This is a genomic window from Streptomyces sp. NPDC056373 (assembly GCF_042262425.1).
GTDB lineage: Bacteria > Actinomycetota > Actinomycetes > Streptomycetales > Streptomycetaceae > Streptomyces.
In genome coordinates this window covers 114,430-132,402 of record NZ_JBHJPX010000006.1, presented here as the reverse complement: position 1 = coordinate 132,402, position 17,973 = coordinate 114,430, and the positions used below count along the sequence as shown (strand labels likewise).

At 72.1% G+C, this 17,973-nt stretch carries 15 protein-coding genes; 4 read left to right on the top strand and 11 right to left on the bottom strand.

From position 1 onward, the window contains the following. Positions 1 to 120 precede the first annotated feature (120 nt). Together ACFCXS_RS14205 and ACFCXS_RS14200 are read right to left on the bottom strand one after the other, a co-directional pair. Positions 121 to 723 carry a tetratricopeptide repeat protein gene (locus ACFCXS_RS14205; RefSeq protein ID WP_376643834.1) on the bottom strand — a complete coding sequence of 201 codons (603 nt, stop codon included), beginning with the start codon at positions 721 to 723 and terminating at the stop codon, positions 121 to 123. After that, positions 636 to 2,540 carry a hypothetical protein gene (locus tag ACFCXS_RS14200; protein WP_376643525.1) on the bottom strand — a complete coding sequence of 635 codons (1,905 nt, stop codon included), beginning with the start codon at positions 2,538 to 2,540 and terminating at the stop codon, positions 636 to 638. The genes ACFCXS_RS14205 and ACFCXS_RS14200 overlap by 88 nt, the downstream gene beginning before the upstream one ends. Before the next feature lie 100 nt (positions 2,541 to 2,640). Here ACFCXS_RS14200 and ACFCXS_RS14195 point away from each other — a divergent pair, with 100 nt between their 5' ends. Beyond that, positions 2,641 to 3,153 carry a DUF2165 domain-containing protein gene (locus tag ACFCXS_RS14195; protein WP_376643524.1) on the top strand — a complete coding sequence of 171 codons (513 nt, stop codon included), beginning with the start codon at positions 2,641 to 2,643 and terminating at the stop codon, positions 3,151 to 3,153. Positions 3,154 to 3,178: 25 nt separating this feature from the next. On the opposite strand, the gene ACFCXS_RS14190 is transcribed toward ACFCXS_RS14195, so the two are convergent. Both ACFCXS_RS14190 and ACFCXS_RS14185 read right to left on the bottom strand, forming a co-directional pair. Further along, positions 3,179 to 3,733, bottom strand: a complete 555-nt coding sequence (locus tag ACFCXS_RS14190; RefSeq protein ID WP_376643523.1) for a hypothetical protein — start codon at positions 3,731 to 3,733, stop codon at positions 3,179 to 3,181. Between the two features lie 89 nt (positions 3,734 to 3,822). Beyond that, positions 3,823 to 4,821 (bottom strand): glycosyltransferase family 2 protein, encoded by a 999-nt coding sequence (locus ACFCXS_RS14185; protein WP_376643522.1) that lies wholly within the window; start codon positions 4,819 to 4,821, stop codon positions 3,823 to 3,825. A gap of 138 nt (positions 4,822 to 4,959) precedes the next feature. Between ACFCXS_RS14185 and ACFCXS_RS14180 the strand changes: the two genes are divergently transcribed. Together ACFCXS_RS14180 and ACFCXS_RS14175 are read left to right on the top strand one after the other, a co-directional pair. Continuing rightward, positions 4,960 to 5,430 (top strand): GtrA family protein, encoded by a 471-nt coding sequence (locus tag ACFCXS_RS14180; RefSeq protein WP_376643521.1) that lies wholly within the window; start codon positions 4,960 to 4,962, stop codon positions 5,428 to 5,430. Positions 5,431 to 5,466: 36 nt separating this feature from the next. Then, complete coding sequence (locus ACFCXS_RS14175; RefSeq protein WP_376643520.1) at positions 5,467 to 6,879, top strand: hypothetical protein; 1,413 nt, start codon at positions 5,467 to 5,469, stop codon at positions 6,877 to 6,879. Between the two features lie 3 nt (positions 6,880 to 6,882). On the opposite strand, the gene ACFCXS_RS14170 is transcribed toward ACFCXS_RS14175, so the two are convergent. The 3 genes from ACFCXS_RS14170 to ACFCXS_RS14160 all read right to left on the bottom strand — a co-directional run bounded on the left by ACFCXS_RS14170 (position 6,883) and on the right by ACFCXS_RS14160 (position 10,709). Then, on the bottom strand, positions 6,883 to 9,468 hold the full coding sequence (locus ACFCXS_RS14170; protein WP_376643519.1) for a bifunctional FO biosynthesis protein CofGH: 2,586 nt from the start codon (positions 9,466 to 9,468) through the stop codon (positions 6,883 to 6,885). Positions 9,469 to 9,512: 44 nt separating this feature from the next. Beyond that, positions 9,513 to 9,719, bottom strand: a complete 207-nt coding sequence (locus ACFCXS_RS14165; protein ID WP_376643518.1) for a hypothetical protein — start codon at positions 9,717 to 9,719, stop codon at positions 9,513 to 9,515. Between the two features lie 144 nt (positions 9,720 to 9,863). Next, positions 9,864 to 10,709 (bottom strand): LLM class F420-dependent oxidoreductase, encoded by an 846-nt coding sequence (locus ACFCXS_RS14160; protein WP_376643517.1) that lies wholly within the window; start codon positions 10,707 to 10,709, stop codon positions 9,864 to 9,866. A 218-nt stretch (positions 10,710 to 10,927) separates the two neighbouring features. Between ACFCXS_RS14160 and ACFCXS_RS14155 the strand changes: the two genes are divergently transcribed. Beyond that, positions 10,928 to 12,451 carry a CehA/McbA family metallohydrolase gene (locus ACFCXS_RS14155; RefSeq protein WP_376643516.1) on the top strand — a complete coding sequence of 508 codons (1,524 nt, stop codon included), beginning with the start codon at positions 10,928 to 10,930 and terminating at the stop codon, positions 12,449 to 12,451. Between the two features lie 175 nt (positions 12,452 to 12,626). Here the strand turns inward: ACFCXS_RS14155 and ACFCXS_RS14150 are convergent, their stop codons facing one another. From ACFCXS_RS14150 to ACFCXS_RS14135, 4 genes are all read right to left on the bottom strand, one after another. After that, positions 12,627 to 14,078, bottom strand: coding sequence for an aldehyde dehydrogenase family protein (locus ACFCXS_RS14150; RefSeq protein ID WP_376643515.1), 1,452 nt, complete (start codon positions 14,076 to 14,078; stop codon positions 12,627 to 12,629). After that, the gene (locus ACFCXS_RS14145) at positions 14,075 to 15,805 is read right to left on the bottom strand and encodes an amidohydrolase family protein (RefSeq protein WP_376643514.1); all 1,731 of its coding nucleotides are present in this window, start codon (positions 15,803 to 15,805) and stop codon (positions 14,075 to 14,077) included. The genes ACFCXS_RS14150 and ACFCXS_RS14145 overlap by 4 nt, the downstream gene beginning before the upstream one ends. An 88-nt stretch (positions 15,806 to 15,893) precedes the next feature. Next, positions 15,894 to 17,012 (bottom strand): LLM class flavin-dependent oxidoreductase, encoded by a 1,119-nt coding sequence (locus tag ACFCXS_RS14140; RefSeq protein WP_376643513.1) that lies wholly within the window; start codon positions 17,010 to 17,012, stop codon positions 15,894 to 15,896. A 98-nt stretch (positions 17,013 to 17,110) separates the two neighbouring features. Further along, entirely contained in the window at positions 17,111 to 17,881 is a 771-nt protein-coding gene (locus tag ACFCXS_RS14135) for an SDR family NAD(P)-dependent oxidoreductase (RefSeq protein ID WP_376643512.1), read from the bottom strand. Between the last annotated feature and the right edge of the window lie 92 nt (positions 17,882 to 17,973).

The following is a 17,973-nucleotide window of genomic DNA, read 5'->3' as shown; positions in this document are numbered from 1 at the left end:
TGAAGCCTGCTCGGCAACCGCACATCCCGCCACAACAAAAAGAAGGCAGCTGCTGAGACAGGAGACCGGTCGATCGTCCGCCTCAGCAGCCGCCTTGAGCACCTTGGCTTGTGTACTGCTTCAGCCCTGGCCGAGGGGTTTTTCAGGCGCGGTATCGCTGCCCTCCGTCTCGGCGGTCTCCTCGCCCTTCTTCTTTTGGGCGAGTTCACGCGCCAGCCTTTCCGAGTACAGCCTCCTTTCCGCTTCTTTGCGCTCGTCGAACACCGATAACTCGACCAGACCACAAGCCTCTTGGCCCGAAGACGTGGGGTCCAGAGCCAGTGCGACGTCCAGGTCGGCGACCGCTTCCTCGTCACGGCCCGCGGCACGCAGCGCGTCGCCGCGTTCGCAGCGGGCCCAGGGCCAGTCGGGACTCTGGGCCAACGCATGGTCGAGGGCGGCCAGTTGGCGACGGGTGTCACCCAGGGCCCGCCACACCCGGGCGCGGCGGGCGAGCGCCCACGCGTAGTCCGGGTCGAGGTCCAGTGCCCGCCCGAGGTCGGTGAGGGCCGCGTCCCGTTCGCCGACACGCTCATGCGTGGCGCCCCGGGAGGCCCAGGCGAACGCGGAGGCGGGGTCGAGGCGAACCGCTTCGGTCAGGTCCCGGATCGCCTCCGCGTCGCGTCCGGCGATCCGCTGGTGCTCCCCCCGCAGTGCGACGTACCAGGCGTTGTCCGGGTCCAGCGCGACGGCCCGGTCCAGGTCGGCGATCGCTCCGTCGTGGTCGCCGAGGTCGCCCCGGATCCCGGACCGGTGCCGGTAGGCGGGGGCCAGTGCCGGATCGAGCTCGACGGCCTGGTCGTACTCGGTGAGGGCCTGCGCGTGCGCGCCCTCGCCGCGCAGTTCGTCGCCCCGTACGAGGCGGGCGCGGGCCTGGGCCGGAGCGTCGAGTACGCCCCGCGCAGGAGCAACCCCAGCGCGGCGGCGATGCCCTCCGTGTCGAGTGCCGTCGTCAGGTCGGTTCCCCACTCGGCCACCGGCTGGAGTTCCGCGTCGTGCCCGGCGTCCACCAGCACGCGTGCCCACCGCACGGCCATGACCTGGCCGGCGCCGCAGGCATGGACGAAGTCCCGCAAGGCCTGGGGCAGCGCCCTCCGTTCACCGGCGCAGAGCAGGTGGTAGCACTCGGCCTGGCGCAGGTCCCTCCAGGTGTCGTCGAGCCAGAGATCGGCCACGTCCCGTCCGGCTTCCTCCCGCCAGTGGCGGAACGTGCCCGCCAGGCGCCGCTGCCGCTGCGCCCACTCCCGGGGCGCCCTGCGGCGTTCCGCGCGCAGCATCGGCGCCCGTACGACGTCGTGGTAGCGCAGTCGCCCCCTGCCGCGCACGCTGACGAACGGCATCGCCCGCAACCACGCGTAGAGGGCATCCAGGTCCTCCGGTGGGCAGTCGACCGCCGCCCGGAACACATCGCCGTCCAGCCACCTCGGCACTGCACAGGCCAGCGCGGCGGCCCGGCGGACCGGGTCCTCCTCCCACCTCAGGAAGCGGTCCACGGCTGTCGCGCTCGGGTCGCCCACGTCGTCCGGAGCGGTGGGGCGCGACTCGGCGAGCGTGGAGACCAGGACGGGGAGGCCGCCGGTGAGGCGCAGCACCTCCTCGACGACCGGTTCGGCCGTCACGCCCTTGGCGGCCAGCAGACCGCGCGCCTCCCGCTCCGTGAAGGGGGCCAGCGGGAAGTCCGCCACGAAGTCCGCCAGCCCGCCCCAGCGCGCCGGGTCCAGGGGCGTCCTGTCCGCCGTGGTCACCACCGTCGTGGCGGGCACGCCGCCGTGGCGGTCCGTCGTCATCGTCTCGTGCAGCCAGGGGTCCAGGTACGGGCCCGTCCGCTCGTAGGTGTCCAGGAAGAGAGCGATCCACGGCGTGTCCGAATCCGTCAGCTCGCGCAGGAGCACCGGGGTGAGCACCTGCTCGGGGGCGAGGACCAGCCGGAGGTCCTCGTGGTTGCGGAAGCGGGCCACGAGGCTCGCGCGCAACCGGTCGGCGACGTGCGCGAGTTGCTCCGCGTCCAGCATCCCGGCCAGCGGCCCGACCACCGGCACCATCCCGGCGGCGACCACCCCCGCCCGTGCCACCATCCGGCCTCCCGTGGACGGGCCGATCTCTTCCGGCGCGCTGTCCAGGACGGCCAGTGCGGCCAGTTCCGCCTCGTGCCGGTGTTCGCGGTGGGCGGCGAGCAGGCGCTCCAGCTCCTTCAACCGCCGTCCCCGGGCGGCGAACTGGCGGCAGATCTCGGCCATCACCTCCGGCACGCTGCCCGCGCCGTCGTCGACGAACGCCGTCAGCGCGCCCTGTTCGCGGGCGATCTGCTCCAACTCCCGCAGCAGGAAGGTCTTTCCGACGCCCGCGTTGCCCTGCACATGGAAGCGGAAACGATGGCGTTCGTCGTGCGGGGCGGTGCCGAAGTTGGCGCGGAAGGCGGCGCGTTCGGCGGAGCGGCCGACGAAGCCGGCCCGGCCGCGCTGCCGTATCAGCTCCTGCATGGACGATTGCGGCTGCGCCATCCGTACGTTCCCCTCGTCTCGCGCGGTCGGCCCCGGCCGTCATTGTCGCTCAACCGCCACCGGGTACATCGGATGCCCGTGTGCGGGGAGAATGATCGTCATGGCCACCTCCACAACTCCACGCGGCGGGCTGTCCCTTGCCGCCATGCTGCTCACCGCGACCATCGCCCTCTACATGGCGCTAGTCGCCTTCGGGAACATCACCGACTTCGGGACCAACCAGCAGTTCGTCCGGCATGTGCTCGCCATGGACACCACGTTCAAGGACGAGGACCTGATGTGGCGGGCCGTCACGAGCCAGGGTCTCCAGGACGCCGCCTACGTCGGGATCATCGCCTGGGAGACCCTCGCCGCGCTGGTCCTCATATTCGGGAGCTGGCTGTGGGCCAGACGCGATGAGCAGCGCGCCCGGCAGTGGTCCACGTACGGGCTGCTGATGGTGATGCTGCTGTTCGGGGCCGGGTTCATCGCGATCGGCGGTGAGTGGTTCTCGATGTGGCAGTCGAAGAGCTGGAACGGGCTGGACGCCGCGACCCGGATCTTCCTGTTCAGCGGGATCGTGCTGGTCGTCAACCAGCTGTCGGGCCGGCGGGCGGACGTGTCCGCCTCCTGAGCTCCGTTCCCGCGCGACCGGGCCGTTACTTGACCACGGTCACGGTCGTGCCGACCGTGCCGAACGTCCACAGGGCCGTGCCGTCCGCCTTCCGCATCCTGACCCCGCCCGTCGAGGTGCCGGAGGCGGGGGGCGGCGGTGAGGCCCCGTCGACCGCGTTGGAGAAGGCGACCGAGACGCCGGACTTCGCGGCGAAGTACAGGATGTGCTCGATCTGGACGCCGTCCGAACCGGTCGTGGCCGGGTTGCGCGAGGACACCGTGTAGCGGCCCGGGTCGGGGCTGACCGAGCCCGGCCAGACCGTGAACGTCCGGCGGGTCGCCTCGCTGGCGTCGACCAGCCAGAGCCGCTTCTCGCCGAGGGAGTAGACGATGCGCCGGCCGGTGCCGGAGCCGTCGGGCACCCGCGCGGGGGCCGACGCCGTCGGGGTGGGCTGCGCCGAGGCCGTGGCCTTCGGCTTGGCCGAGGCCGCGGTGGGGTGTGTGCCCTTGTCCGCCTGCACGCCCAGGACCGTCACCGCGGCTATCGCTCCCACGGTCAGCCCGGTCACCCAGGCCCACGAAGGAAGTCGGGCAGGCACCGGCACGCATCTCCTCAGTCACGGGACCCCGCGTCGAAGCGGGGCTCCGATCATCGTACTGCGCGCCCGCGGTCCCTCGGTTCCCTCCCTCAGCCGCCTCCGGCGGTCTTGCGGACCGGCACCGGGCCCGTGCCCGCGCCGCGGGCGGCGTACCGCGGGGTGCGCACCGGGGCCGGGTAGGAGAGGTGCACGAGCCGGGTCTGCTCCTGGCGCATGTGCATCAGCGATTCGAGGATGTAGCCGACGAGCAGTACGAGTGCCGCGATGGTCATGATCGCGGCGGCGAGGATCGCCGTGGGGACCCGGGGCACGGTGCCCGTCTCGACGAAGTCGGCGATGACAGGGATGCCGAGGATGACAGACACCAGGGCGAGGACGCCCGCGAGCACGGTGTGGACCAGCGAGGGGCGCTCGCGCCGGGCCAGGTCGAGGATGACCCGCAGGATGCGCCAGCCGTCCCGGTAGGTGCGCAGCTTGCTCTCGCCGCCGGCGGGCCGGACCCGGTAGTCGGTGAGGACCTCCGCGGTGGGCAGCCGCAGGTGCAGTGCGTGGATCGTCATCTCGGTCTCGGTCTCGAACTCGCGGGCCAGCGCCGGGAAGGACTTCACGAAGCGCCGCGAGAAGACCCGGTAGCCGCTGAGCATGTCGGTCACGTCGTTGCCGAACAGGGACCGCACGGCCCCGGTGAGCAGCTTGTTGCCGACGGCGTGCCCGGCCCGGTATGCCCCGTCGTCGCTCACCCGGCGGGCACCGACGACCTGGTCGTAGGGGCCGTCGAAGAGCAGGTCGACCAGGTCCCGGGCGCGGGAGGCGTCGTAGGTGTCGTCGCCGTCGATGATGAGCAGCGCGTCGGCGTCGACGTCGGCGAAGGCGCGGCGGATGACGTTGCCCTTGCCCTTGCGGCTCTCCTGCCGGACGATCGCGCCGGCGGCCCGGGCGATCTCCACGGTCCGGTCGGTGGAGGCGTTGTCGTACACGTAGACGACGGCCTCGGGCAGGGCCGCGCGCAGGTCGCGGACCACCTTGCCGACGGCCGCCTCCTCGTTGTGGCAGGGCACGACACACGCGATCGTCGGTTCCACGACCACTCCTCACTCGACCGGTTCCTCACACCGCCGGCACCCCGGACATCAGCACCTCATACATCAGCACCTCATACAGTCGGACATAGTGCGATATGAGCGCGCCTGACCGGATGGGGTGCGCCCGGTCGTTACGCTCGCCGTGTGCCGGTCCTCGACTCTGTGACGCTGCGTGCGCGTGACGCCATCAAGGGCATCTGGCGCGAGGCCGCCAAGTTCGGCGTCGTCGGGGTGCTGGCCTTCGTCGTCGACAACGGCGGCTACAACCTGCTCGTCTTCGGCCTGCCGGGCGGCGCGGAGGGCGGGGTGATGCGGACCGCCCCGGTGCAGGCCTCCGTCGTCGCGACGGCCGCCGCCGCGCTCTTGAGCTGGGTGGGGAACCGCTACTGGACCTACCGCGGCCGGCACCGCGCGAAGGTGACCCACGAGCTCGCGCTGTTCCTCGTGGCGAACGGGGTAGGGCTCGCCATCACCGCGGGCACGGTCTTCGCCTCCCGGCAGCTGCTCGGACTCGACTCGGCGCTCAGCGACAACACCGCCCGCATCCTCGGCTGGGTCCTGGCGACCCTGTTCCGCTTCTACGCGTACCGGCGCTACGTCTTCGTCGCACCCTGACCGGCCTGCGCCCACCGACCCGTTAGCATCCGGCATATGGGACAAACAGGATGGATGCGGCGGGTGCAGCGGCACTGGCCCTGGGGGCTGGCCGCCGTCGCCGTGGTCTGCTGCCTGGCCACGATCCTCGTCTTCGCCCCCGGCTACCTGAGTCCCGACAGCCTCGACCAGCTCCGCCAGGCCGAGGGGAAGAAACCCCTGACCGACTGGCACCCGCCCGTGCTGAGTCTGGTGTGGCGGGCGCTCATCGCGGTGACCGGCTCGATCGCGTCCATGCTGGTCCTGCAGTGCCTCGTCCTCTGGGCGGCGCTGTGGGTGCTGGCCCGGTGCGTGTGGCGGCTCACCGCGAGCCGGGGCGGTTCGCTGGCGGTGCTGGGCCTCGGACTGGTCCCGTTCGTGCTGACGTTCGCCGGGGTGGTGTGGAAGGACGTGCACGCGGCCTTCGCGCTGCTCGCCGCCTGCGCGGTCGCCTTCACCGGCCTGCTGCTGCGGGACCGCGACCCCCGCCCCGCCGTGCGCTGGGCCCTGCTCTGGCTGGGCGTGCTGTTCCTCGCCTACGCCATGCTGGTGCGCAAGAACGCCTTTCTCGCCGCGATCCCCGTCTTCGTCATGCTGGTCCTCGCGCTGTGGGGTGCCCCCGGACGCCGTACGTGGGTGATGTGCACGGCGGCCCTCGCGGCCGGGCTCGTCGTGCCCGCCACCGCCGTCTCCCTGTTCGCCGCGCCGCTGCAGACCGAGCAGGGCGCGCAGATCATGCTCGACGACCTCGTCCATGTGCTGACCGTGGACGAGCTGCGTTCGGCGGACGTGTCACCCGCCCTGCGGGACCGGCTCGTGGCCTCCGCGCGGGAGTGCGAGCGCGTCGGCGCGCTCTCCGACGCCTACTGGGCCTGCTACCGGCGTCCGGCGGACGGGCTGCGGGGGGACTCGGGCGAGATCACGTCCCTGTGGCTGCGGGAGATGAGCGGGCACGTGCCGAAGTACCTCCAGTACCGCCTGCTGCTCTTCACGACCCTGCTGTTCGAGACCGACTATCCGTACAAGGCCGGGATCACCCGCAACGACCTGGGCGTCGAGGTGGCGCACCCCCGCCTGGAGGACATGCTCGGCACCTACGTCCAGGGCACGGCGCGGGACCTGCCCTGGCTGTTCCGCGGCTGGTTCTGGCTCGCCGTCGCGCTGGTGCTCACCCTGCGTCCCGGCAAGGGCGCGTTCGCGATGCCGGTCCGGGCGCTGGGCATCAGCTCCACGGCCTACATCCTCGGCTATCTGCCGATCATGCCCGCGACGGACTACCGCTACGTCTACTGGCCCGCGATCGCCTGCGCCCTCGGCCTGCTCCTGCTGTGGCTCGGCCGGGGCACCCCTCCCCCGCCGCGCAACAGCCCCGGCGCCACGGCCGGCCGCACCCTCATGGAGCATCAGCCGGCGGACGCCGGGGGCCAGTGAGCCTCAGTCCAGCACCGGCAGCAGCTCCGGAAGGTGCCCGTCCGACGCCGTCGCCGCCCGCTGCCGCTCCTCGGGGACCTCGCCGTAGAGGGTGTTCCGGGGCCTGGCCGGACGGCCCGCCGCGTCCGCCACGGCGATGAGGTCCTTCACCGACTTGTACGAGCCGTACGACGAGCCCGCCATGCGGGAGATGGTCTCCTCCATGAGCGTCCCGCCGAGGTCGTTCGCGCCCGAGCGGAGCATCTCGGCGGCGCCCTCGGTGCCCAGCTTCACCCAGCTGGTCTGGATGTTGGGGATGTGCGGGTGCAGCAGCAGCCGGGCCATGGCCGTGACCGCGCGGTTGTCCCGCATGGTCGGGCCCGGCCGGGCGATCCCCGCGAGGTAGACCGGGGCGTTGGTGTGCACGAACGGCAGCGTCACGAACTCGGTGAAGCCGCCCGTGCGCTGCTGGATGCCGGCCAGGGTGCGCAGGTGCCCGAGCCAGTGCCGCGGCTGGTCGACATGGCCGTACATCATCGTCGAGGACGAGCGGATGCCCAGCTCGTGGGCCGTCGTGACGACGTCGATCCAGTCGGCCGCGGGCAGCTTGCCCTTGGTGAGGATCCAGCGGACCTCGTCGTCGAGGATCTCGGCGGCCGTGCCCGGGATGGTGTCCAGGCCCGCCTCCTTGGCGGCGGTCAGCCATTCGCGGATCGACATGCCGGTGCGGGTCGCGCCGTTGACGACCTCCATCGGCGAGAAGGCGTGCACGTGCATGCCCGGAACGCGTTCCTTCACGGCCCGCGCGATGTCGAAGTACGCCGTGCCCGGCAGGTCCGGGTGGATGCCGCCCTGCATGCAGACCTCCACCGCGCCCACGTCCCAGGCCTGCTGGGCCCGGTCGGCGACCTGGTCCAGGGAGAGGGTGTAGGCGTCGGCGTCGGTGCGGCGCTGGGCGAAGGCACAGAAGCGGCAGCCGGTGTAGCAGACGTTGGTGAAGTTGATGTTGCGGGTGACGATGTAGGTGACGTCGTCACCGACGGCCGACCTGCGCACGTCGTCGGCGACCCGGGCGAGGGCGTCCAGCGCCGGGCCGTCCGCGTGCAGCAGGGCCAGCGCCTCGTCGTCGGTCAGCCTGGTGGGGTCGTCGGCCGCCGTGCGCAGGGCCTCGCGTACGTCGGTGTCGATGCGCTCGGGTGCCATGCCCGGGGCGGCGGCCTCGCGCAGGGCGCCCCAGTCGCCGTACACCTCGTCGAAGTCGTCCCGGCGGTCGGAGGTGCGGCCCTCGGTGTCGATGGAGCTGTGCAGGTCGGTGCGGCCGGACGCCGTGAAGACCTCCTCCGGCTCCTGCCACGGCAGGCCCTGCGGCAGGGCGTCGGGGCGCGCCAGGCCGGTCTCCGGGTCGGCCAGCGCCGCCACGTGCGGACGCAGCCGCGGGTCCAGCCAGGGCTCGCCGCGCCGCACGAACTCCGGGTACACGCACAGCCGTTCGCGCAGCTCGAAGCCGGCCGCCCGGGACTTCTCGGCGAGCTGCTCGATCTGCGGCCAGGGGCGCTCGGGGTTGACGTGGTCGATGGTGAGCGGGGAGACCCCGCCCCAGTCGTCGATGCCGGCGCCGATCAGCCGCTCGTACTCGTCGTCGACGAGGTTGGGCGGGGCCTGGATGTTGCCGCTCGGGCCCATGAGGAGCCGGGCGACGGCCACCGTGGCGACCAGTTCGTCCAGTTCCGCGTCGGGCATGCCGCGCATGGCGGTGTCCGGCTTGGCGCGGAAGTTCTGGATGATCAGTTCCTGGATGCCGTGGTAGGCCCGCGACACCTTCCGCAGCGCGAACAGCGACTCCGCGCGCTCCTCGTAGGTCTCACCGATGCCTATCAGGACACCCGAGGTGAAGGGGACGGAAGAGCGCCCGGCATCCTCCAGGACGCGCAGGCGGACGGCGGGCTCCTTGTCGGGCGAGCCGTGGTGGGGGCCGCCCGGCTCCGACCAGAGCCGGGTCGCGGTCGTCTCCAGCATCATGCCCATGCTGGGCGCGACCGGCTTCAGACGCTGGAAGTCGGTCCAGCTCATCACGCCCGGGTTGAGGTGGGGCAGCAGGCCCGTCTCCTCCAGGATCCGGATGGAGATGGCCCGTACGTAGGCGAGGGTGTCGTCGTAGCCGTGCGCGTCGAGCCACTCGCGCGCCTCCGGCCAGCGGTCCTCGGGCTTGTCGCCGAGGGTGATGAGGGCTTCCTTGCAGCCGAGGGCCGCGCCCTTGCGGGCGATGTCCAGCACCTCGTCGGGCGACATGAACATCCCGTGGCCCTCGCGGCGCAGCTTGCCCGGGACGGTGACGAACGTGCAGTAGTGGCACTTGTCCCGGCACAGCCGCGTCAGCGGGACGAAGACGCTCTTCGAGTACGTGATGACGCCCGGCCGCCCGGCCGCCGCCAGGCCCGCGTCCCGCACCCGGGCGGCGGAGGCCGACAGGTCCTCCAGCTGCGCGCCCCTGGCCTGGAGCAGCACCGCCGCCTCGGCGACATCGAGCGAGACACCGTCCCTGGCCCGTTTCAGGGCACGACGCATGGAGTTGTCGGTCGGGCCGGTTCCGGAGGTCGCAGGAGTCGTCATCCTTCGAGCATACGAGTGCGCTGATCACCCTCGGGAAAGCCCCGTCAGTGAAAGGCCAGCCACCCGATGCCCAGGGCCGAGACGAGGCCGGCGGCGGCGACGGCGGCCGGTCTGTTGCGGTGCAGGGTGAGCCAGACCAGCGCGGCGGTCACCAGTACGGCCGTCGTGCCGATCGCGGCACGGAGCAGCCCCTGGCTGTAGCCGTACTCCGTGAAGTGACGCAGGAGCCAGGAAAACCACCAGAGCCTCAAGACGCTCTCCCCCGTGGAATCGGTGAGCCGGGCCGTCACCCCGTTTCGTGCGCGGTGGTCAGCCGCGCACCGGTGTGCGCCGGCCCGGTTGTTGACCGGGAGTTTAGTAGGGAGCGTCAAAGAGCCCGTCGCACAGGGGAGTTGTCAGAGGTGCTCCGCGAGGCCGTCCAGGCTCTTCAGCACCTCCGCCTCCCCCGCCGGGGGCAGCTGCGCCACGACCTCCTCGATGCCCAGGTCGGCGTAGTGGGCGAGCTTGCCCGGGGTGGGGTGGACGGCGTAGGGGACGACATGGAGGGCGTCCGGGTCGCGGCCCGCCTCCGCCCAGGCCGTCCGCAGCAGGGGCACCGCATCGGACAGGCCCCGGCCGCCGATCGGCAGCCAGCCGTCGGCGCACTCGCTGATGTGGGCGAACAGCCCGGGTCCGGCGGCCCCGCCGACGAGCGTGCGCGGGCCGGTGACCGGGCCGCGCGGCTTCTGCACGGGCTTGGGATGCGCATGGCTGGCCCGGACGCTGCCGAACTGCCCCTCGTACGCGGTCGGGGCCTGCGACCACAGGGCCCGCATCAGCGCCATCCGGTCCTTGACCAGCTCGCGCCGGGTGCTCCAGCGCACGCCGTGGTCGGCGGCCTCCTCGACGTTCCAGCCGAATCCGACCCCGAGGGTGAACCGGCCGCCGGAGAGATGGTCCAGGGTCGCGACCTGCTTGGCCAGGGCGATCGGGTCGTGCTGGGCGACGAGCGTGATGCCCGTGCCGAGCCCGAGCCGCCCGGTGACGGCGGCGGCCTGGCCGAGCGCCACGAACGGGTCCAGGGTCCGGCCGTACTCGGGCGGCAGCTCACCGCCCGCCGGGTACGGGGTGGTCCGCTCGACGGGGATGTGGGTGTGCTCGGGCAGGTACAGGCCGGCGAAACCGCGCTCCTCCAGTTCCCGGGCGAGCCGGGTCGGAGTGATCGTCTCGTCGGTGAGGAAGATCGTCACGGCGATGCGCATGAGGTATCTCTACCGGAGGGCGGCCCGGCTGTCGATACCGACCGGTCGGACTTTCGGATGACCGCCATGACGGCCGCCCGGCCGCTGCCGACGCCCCGCCGCGCTTCCCTGATCGTCGCCGTCCAATTCCCGTCTCTTGCACGTCTGTTCACGGCTGACTACAAGGATGCACACGCACCACCCGTGCACGTCACCGACGACACCAGGGGAGCAGCAGCATGTGCGAGGACAGCCACGGCGGGTTCGGCCGGCGCGCCCTGTTCGTGACGGGAGCGGCGGCCGCGCTTACCTTGGGACGCGTGAGCTTCGCTTCAGCGGCCGACGGGGGCCGGGACGACGCGGGCCAGGTGAGCAGGACCGTGCGCGGCACGCTGCCGCCCGGCTCCCCGGACTTCGTGTACGTGCCCGTCGAGGTCCCGGCCGGGGTCCGGGAGCTGAGGGTCGCCTACACCTACGACCGGCCGTCCGTGCCGGCCGGCACCATGGGCAACGCCCTCGACATCGGCGTCTTCGACGAGCGCGGCACCGAGCTCGGCGGCCGGGGCTTTCGCGGCTGGTCGGGCGGGGCGCGCACCGAGTTCTTCCTCCGTGCGGACGACGCGACGCCGGGCTACATTCCGGGCCCGGTGCGCGAGGGCACCTGGCACATCGCGCTCGGCCCGTACACCGTCGCCCCGCAGGGCCTGTCGTACGAGATCACGGTCACGCTGACGTACGGGGAGCCGGGCGAGGCCACCGAGCCGGTGTATCCGCCGGAGCGGGCGAAGGGCCGGGGCCGGGCCTGGTACCGGGGCGACTGCCATCTGCACTCCTGGCACTCCGACGGCCGCCGCACCCCCGCCGAGATCGGGGAGCTGGCCCGGGCGGCCGGCCTGGACTTCATCAACTCCTCCGAGCACAACACGCACGCGGCGCACGCGCACTGGGCGGATGTGGCCGGGGACGACCTGCTGGTCATGCTGGGCGAGGAGATCACCACGCGGAACGGGCACGTCGTCGCGCTGGGCACCGAAGCGGGCACCTTCGTCGACTGGCGCTACCGGGCCCGCGACAACCGCTTCGGCCGGTTCGCCCGGCAGATCCGGCGCGCCGGCGGCCTGGTCGTCCCGGCCCACCCGCACGCCACGTGCGTCGGCTGCAACTGGAAGTTCGGCTTCGCCGAGGCGGACGCCGTGGAGGTGTGGAACGGCCCCTACACGCCCGACGACGAGGTGGCGCTCGCCGACTGGGACAGCATGCTCGTGGCGTCCGTGCGGGACGGGCGCGGCTGGCTCCCGGCGATGGGCAGCAGCGACGCCCACCGGTCCCCGGACGCGGTGGGCAGCCCCCAGACGGTCGTCCTGGCCGACGACCTGACCCGGGAGGCGATCCAGGAGGGCATCCGGGCGGGACGGTCCTATGTCGCGGAGTCCGCGCGCATCACGCTGTCCTTCCGGGCGTCGGGCGGGCGCGGGGAGCACGCGGGCATCGGCGAGCGGCTCTCCGTCGGCCGCGACACCCCGGTCACCGTCCGCCTGGAGGTCACCGGCGCCCCGCGCTGCACGGTCCGCATCGTCACCGACCAGGGCGTCCTGCACACCGGCGATCCGCTGCCGGTCGCCGGCTCGGGTGTCGTCGAGTGGCGCACGACACCGTCGTACGCGGTGTACGTACGGGCCGAACTGCGGCACGAGGCGGCCGCGGGACCTCTGCCCGGGCCGCTGGCGGCGTTCACCAACCCGATCTTCCTGGGGCGGGTCTGAACAGCGCCCGCCAGGTAGGCGACGACCGCCGCGTGGTCGCAGGGCCACACCCCGTCGACCGGGCCGTCGCAGGCCCGCCCCACGTCCCGGACGCGGCCGAGTCCGCCGGGGCCGGGCGGGCCCGGGCGGGCCCGGGGGATGTGGTCGACGCGCACGCCGGGTCCGCGGGCGGGCGTCACCCCGGCCAGACGATCGACTGCACCTCGCTGTAGGCGTGCAGGGCGTACGAGCCGACGTCGCGGCCCACTCCGCTCTGCTTGAACCCGCCGAAGGGCGCCTCCATGTTGCGTCCCACGGTGTTGATCCCCACCCCGCCGGCCCGCAGCCGCCGGGCCACCCGGAAGGCCCGGGCCACGTCGCCCGACCAGACGTAGTCGATGAGGCCGTAGTCGGTGTCGTCGGCGAGCGCGATGCCCTCCTCCTCGTCGTCGAAGGGGATGACGACCACCACCGGGCCGAAGATCTCCTCGCGGGCCACGCGCATGTCGCTGCGGCAGTCGGCCAGGAGGGTCGGGGCGACGTAGAAGCCGGTCGGCAGGTCCGGGCGTTCGCCGCCCGCCACCACCACCGCGCCCTCCTTGCGGCCCAGTTCGACGTACGACTCCACCCGGTCCCGGTGCGCCGCCGAGATGACCGGACCGACGACGGTGTCCGGCTCCCGCGGGTCACCCACCTTCAACCTGCGTGCGTAGGCCGCCAGTTGCTCCACCAGCCGGTCGTGGATACCGCGCTGTGCCAGCACCCGCGTCGGTGCGGTGCAGATCTGCCCGCTGTAGAAAGAGAAGGTGGTGCCGATCCCGGCCACGGCCGAGCCGAGGTCGGCGTCGTCGAAGACGAGCGCCGCCCCCTTCCCGCCCAGCTCCATCAACTGCCGCTTCATGTCCCGCCCGCACACCTCGGCGATCCGCCGTCCCACGGCCGTGGAGCCGGTGAAGCTGACCATGCCGACGTCCGGCGACGCCACGGCCGCCTCGCCCACCTCGGTGTGCGACCCGCTGACGACGTTCACCACACCCGGCGGGGCGCCCGCCTCCTGGAGCGCCTCGGCCATCCGGTAGACCGACAGCGGATCCTGCGGGGCCGGTTTCACCACGACCGTGTTGCCCATCGCCAGGGCCGGGGCGACCTTTCCGGCCGGGTTGGCCCAGGGGTTGTTGTACGAGGTGATGCAGGTGACGACCCCGACGGGCTGCCGGACGGCCAGGGCGCCCATCACCCCGGCCCGCCCCATCGGCCCGGCCGCGTTGATCTGCGGCGGTACCGGCCACTCGGCGGGCTCCACACGCGCGTAGCGCCGGAAGCGGGCGGCGGCGACGCCGACCTGCATGGCGCGTGCGGTGCCGAGGGTCGCTCCGGTCTCGGCCCGGGCCAGCTCCGCGTACTCGTTCAGCCGGCCGGCGATGATCCCCGCCGCCCGTCCGAGGACCGCGGCCCGTTCCTCGGGCGTGGTGCGCGACCACGGCCCGAAGGCCTCGCGGGCCGCGGCACAGGCCGCGAGCACCTGGTCCCGCGAGGCCTCCGGCGCCCACCCGACGGTCTGCTCGCCCGCCGGGTCGATCACCTCGTGGTGGCCGCCGTCCGGCTCCACCCAGGAACCGCCGACGAACAGGGACTGGCGTGCCGTCACCGCGTGCTCACCGTCTCCGTGTCCCGCCCGGAGCGCAGCACCCGGCCCGGTACGGCCCCGGTCACCACGTCGTCCCGGATGGCCTCGACGCCGTTGACCCACACGGCCCGCACGCCGAGCGCCCGGGAGTCCAGCCGCGGGCTGTCACCCGGCAGGTCGTGCACCAGGGTGGCCGGGCCCGCGTCGATCCGCTCCGGGTCGAGCAGCACCAGGTCCGCATGCCAGCCCTCCCTGATCCGCCCCCGCTCGCGCAGCCCGAAGAGCCGGGCCGGGTCGTCGGTCAGCATCTTCACGGCCTGCTCCGGACCGACCAGCTTCCGGCCCCGCAGACAGTCCCCGAGGAACCGGGTCGTGTACGGCGCCCCGCACATCCGGTCCAGGTGGGCGCCCGCGTCGGACCCGCCGAGCAGCACGTCCTCGTGCCGCCAGGTCTCGGCCCGCAGGGCCCAGGACGCCGGGTCGTTGTCGGTCGGCATCGGCCACAGCACCGTGCGCAGCTCGTCGTCGGCGCAGATCTCCACCAGGCACGCGAAGGGCTCCTGCCCGCGCTCCTCGGCGATGTCGTTCACCACGCGCCCGGTCAGTCCGGCGTTCGCCTCGCTGTAGGTGTCGCCGATGACGTACCGCCCGAAGTTCGCGAGCCGCCGGAAGACACCCGCCTCCTTGGACCGGGCCCGCCGCAGCAGTTCGGCCCGCACCTCCGGGTCCCGCAGCTTCTCGATCCGCTCCGGCACGGGCAGCCCGAGCACCGGTCCCCAGCCGGGGATCAGGTTGAGCGCGCAGAAGGTCCCCAGCGACATGTTCATCGGCGTGAGGATCGGCATGGTCAGCGCCACGACCCGGCCGCCGGCCTTCCGCGCCTGCTCGCTCGCGAGCAGTTGCCGGGGCACCCGCTCGGGAACGGCCGCGTCGATCGTCAGCACGTTCCAGTTCAACGGCCGCCCCGCGACCGCGCTCATCTCCACGAACAGATCGATCTCGGCGTCGCTGAACTGGTCCAGACAGCCCGCGACGATCGCCTCGATCTGCGTGCCCTCGCACTCCCCGACGGCCCGCGACAGCGCCAGCAGTTCGGCCGGCTGGGCGTGCCGCGAGGCGACGGGCTGACCGTCCCCGTCGGAGTGGCTGCTCGACTGGGTCGTGGACAGCCCCCACGCCCCGGCGTCCATGGCCTCCCGCAGCAGCCGCACCATCGCGGCGAGCTGCTGCTGAGTCGGCTGCCCGCCCACCGCGTCCGGCCCCATCACGTACCGCCGCAGCGCACAGTGCCCCACCATGAACCCGGCGTTGACGGCGATCCGCCCCTCCAGGGCGTCCAGGTACTCCCCGAAGGAATGCCAGCTCCAGGGCGCCCCCTCCTCCAGCGCCACCAGCGCCATGCCCTCGACCCTGGACATCATCCGCCGCGTGTAGTCGGCGTCCTCGGGCCGGTCGGGATGCAGCGGAGCGAGTGTGAACCCGCAGTTCCCCCCGGCGACGGTGGTGACCCCGTGGTTGAGCGAGGGCGTGGCGTACGGATCCCAGAAGAGCTGGGCGTCGTAGTGGGTATGGGGGTCGACGAACCCGGGGGTGAGGACGAGCCCGGTGGCGTCCTCGGCCGACCGTGCCTCCTCGGTGACGGTGCCGAGGACGGCGATCCGCCCGTCTCGTATGCCGACGTCGGCGGTAAAAGCCGGGGCACCCGTCCCGTCCACGACGGTGGCGCCCCGGATGACGTGATCGAGCATGACCACTCAACTCCCTGAGCTGCATGTCCCTCAGGGGCGCGGGGAACTGCGCGACAAGCCACGAGGCACCCGCACCCGCCAACGACGCTCAAACACCCCGGCGGAACCGCGAAGTCCGATGCACCGGATCCGTATCGATCTTGGGAATCACGTACTCCCCGACCAGCCGGATCGTCTGCAGCGTCTCCTCCTTCGGCACCCCCACCGGCAACCCGAAACTCAGCTGATCCGCCCCGGCCCGCTCCCACCGCTCACACTGCCGCAGCACCTCGTCCGGATCCCCGCAGATCAGCAACTCCTCCTCGATCAGCACCTCCACGAACTCCTCGGTGTACTCCGGCAGCGTCTCCGGCCACACCGGGAACCCCTCGGGCCGCGGGAAGGTGTCGTGGTACCGGAACACCAGCGACGGCAGATAGTGCAGCCCCCCGCTCGCCGCGATCCGCACGGCTTCCGCATGGGTCGGCGCACAGATCGCCGTGGTCGTCACCATCACGTTGTCGTTCACGAAGTCCCCGACGGGCTCCGCGTCCAGGATCGCCGTCTTGTACTGCTCCAGCACCCACTCCATGTCGGAGACCTTCTGCACGCTGAAGCCGAGCACGCCGAGCCCCTTCTTCGCGGCCATGGCGTACGACGGCGGCGACCCGGCCGCATACCACATCGCCGGGTGCGAGCCGCCGTACGGCTTCGGCAGGACCTTGCGCGGCGGCAGTGACCAGTGCTTGCCCTGGAAGCCCTGGTACTCGTCCTGGAGCCACATCTTGGGGAACTCGGCGATGGTCTCCTCCCAGAGTTCCTTGGTGTGGTTCATGTCGGTCACCCCCGGCATGAACCCGAGGATCTCGTGGGATCCGGCGCCCCGGCCGCTGCCGAACTCGAAGCGGTTGCCGCTGAGGTGGTCGAGCATGGCGACCTTCTCGGCGACCTTCACCGGGTGGTTGACCGGGGCGAGCGGGTTGAAGATCCCCGAGCCCAGGTGGATCCGCTCGGTCGCGTGCGCCAGGTAGCCGAGGAAGACGTCGTTGGCGGACAGGTGCGAGTACTCGTCCAGGAAGTGGTGCTCGGAGGCCCAGGCGTACTTGAAGCCGGACTTGTCCGCCTGGATGACGTACTCGGTCTCCTCCATCAGCGCCTTGTGCTCGGCCAGCGGGTCGGTCTCGGCCCGTTTGCCGACGTATCCCTGAACGAAGATGCCGAATTCCAAGGAGGTTCACCGCCCCACGGTCAATTCTGACGATGCGTCAGATTCATGGCTCCGACTGTTCCACCGGGCCTCCGGGACCGTCAATACCTGATGGTGCGTCAGATGACGGTGACCCCGGCCAGCCACCCGCCGTCGATCACGAACGGCTGCCCCGTGATGTACGAGGAGTCCTCCGAGGTCAGGAACAGCGCGAGCCTCGCCACCTCCTCGGGCCGCCCCATCCGGCCCAGCGGCACGAGCTTGCGGTACAGCCGGTCGAGACCCTTCGCCGCCCGCTCCGGGTCGGCGTCCGGGTCGAGCCGGGCCGGATTGGCCATCGCGGTGTCGATCGCCCCCGGGCAGACGGCGTTGACCCGTATCCCGCGCCCCGCCAGTTCCAGCGCGGCGACCCGGGTCAGACCGACCACGGCGTGCTTGGTCGCCGCGTAGGAGCCCACCGCGGCCATCCCGGTCAGGCCCGTGCAGGAGGCGGTGTTCACGATCGTGCCCCCGTCGGCCATCTCCGGGGCGACCGCCTTGATGCCGAGCAGACAGCCCACCTGGTTGACCTGCACGACCCGCATGAACTCGTCGAGGGGCGTGTCGAGGAGGCTGTTGAAGCGCAGGATGCCGGCGTTGTTGACGAGCCCGTCGACGTGGCCGTACGCCTCCTTGGCCGCGGTGACGGCGGCCTGCCAGTCGTCCTCCCGGCCCACGTCGAGATGGACGTACCGGGCGCCGATCTCCTTGGCCAGGGCCTCGCCCCGGTCGTCGAGGAGGTCCGCGACGACCACCCGGGCGCCCTCGGCGGCGAACAGTCTGGCCTCCTGTTCGCCCTGGCCGCGTGCGGCGCCTGTGACGATGACGACTCGTCCGTCGAGCTTGCCCATTGCGGCCCCCTTGGAGCGGCGACTGGATGAAAGACTCAGCGTACCCGCATATCTGATGGTGCGTCAGGTACGTGTTCATCAAGTTCCACACG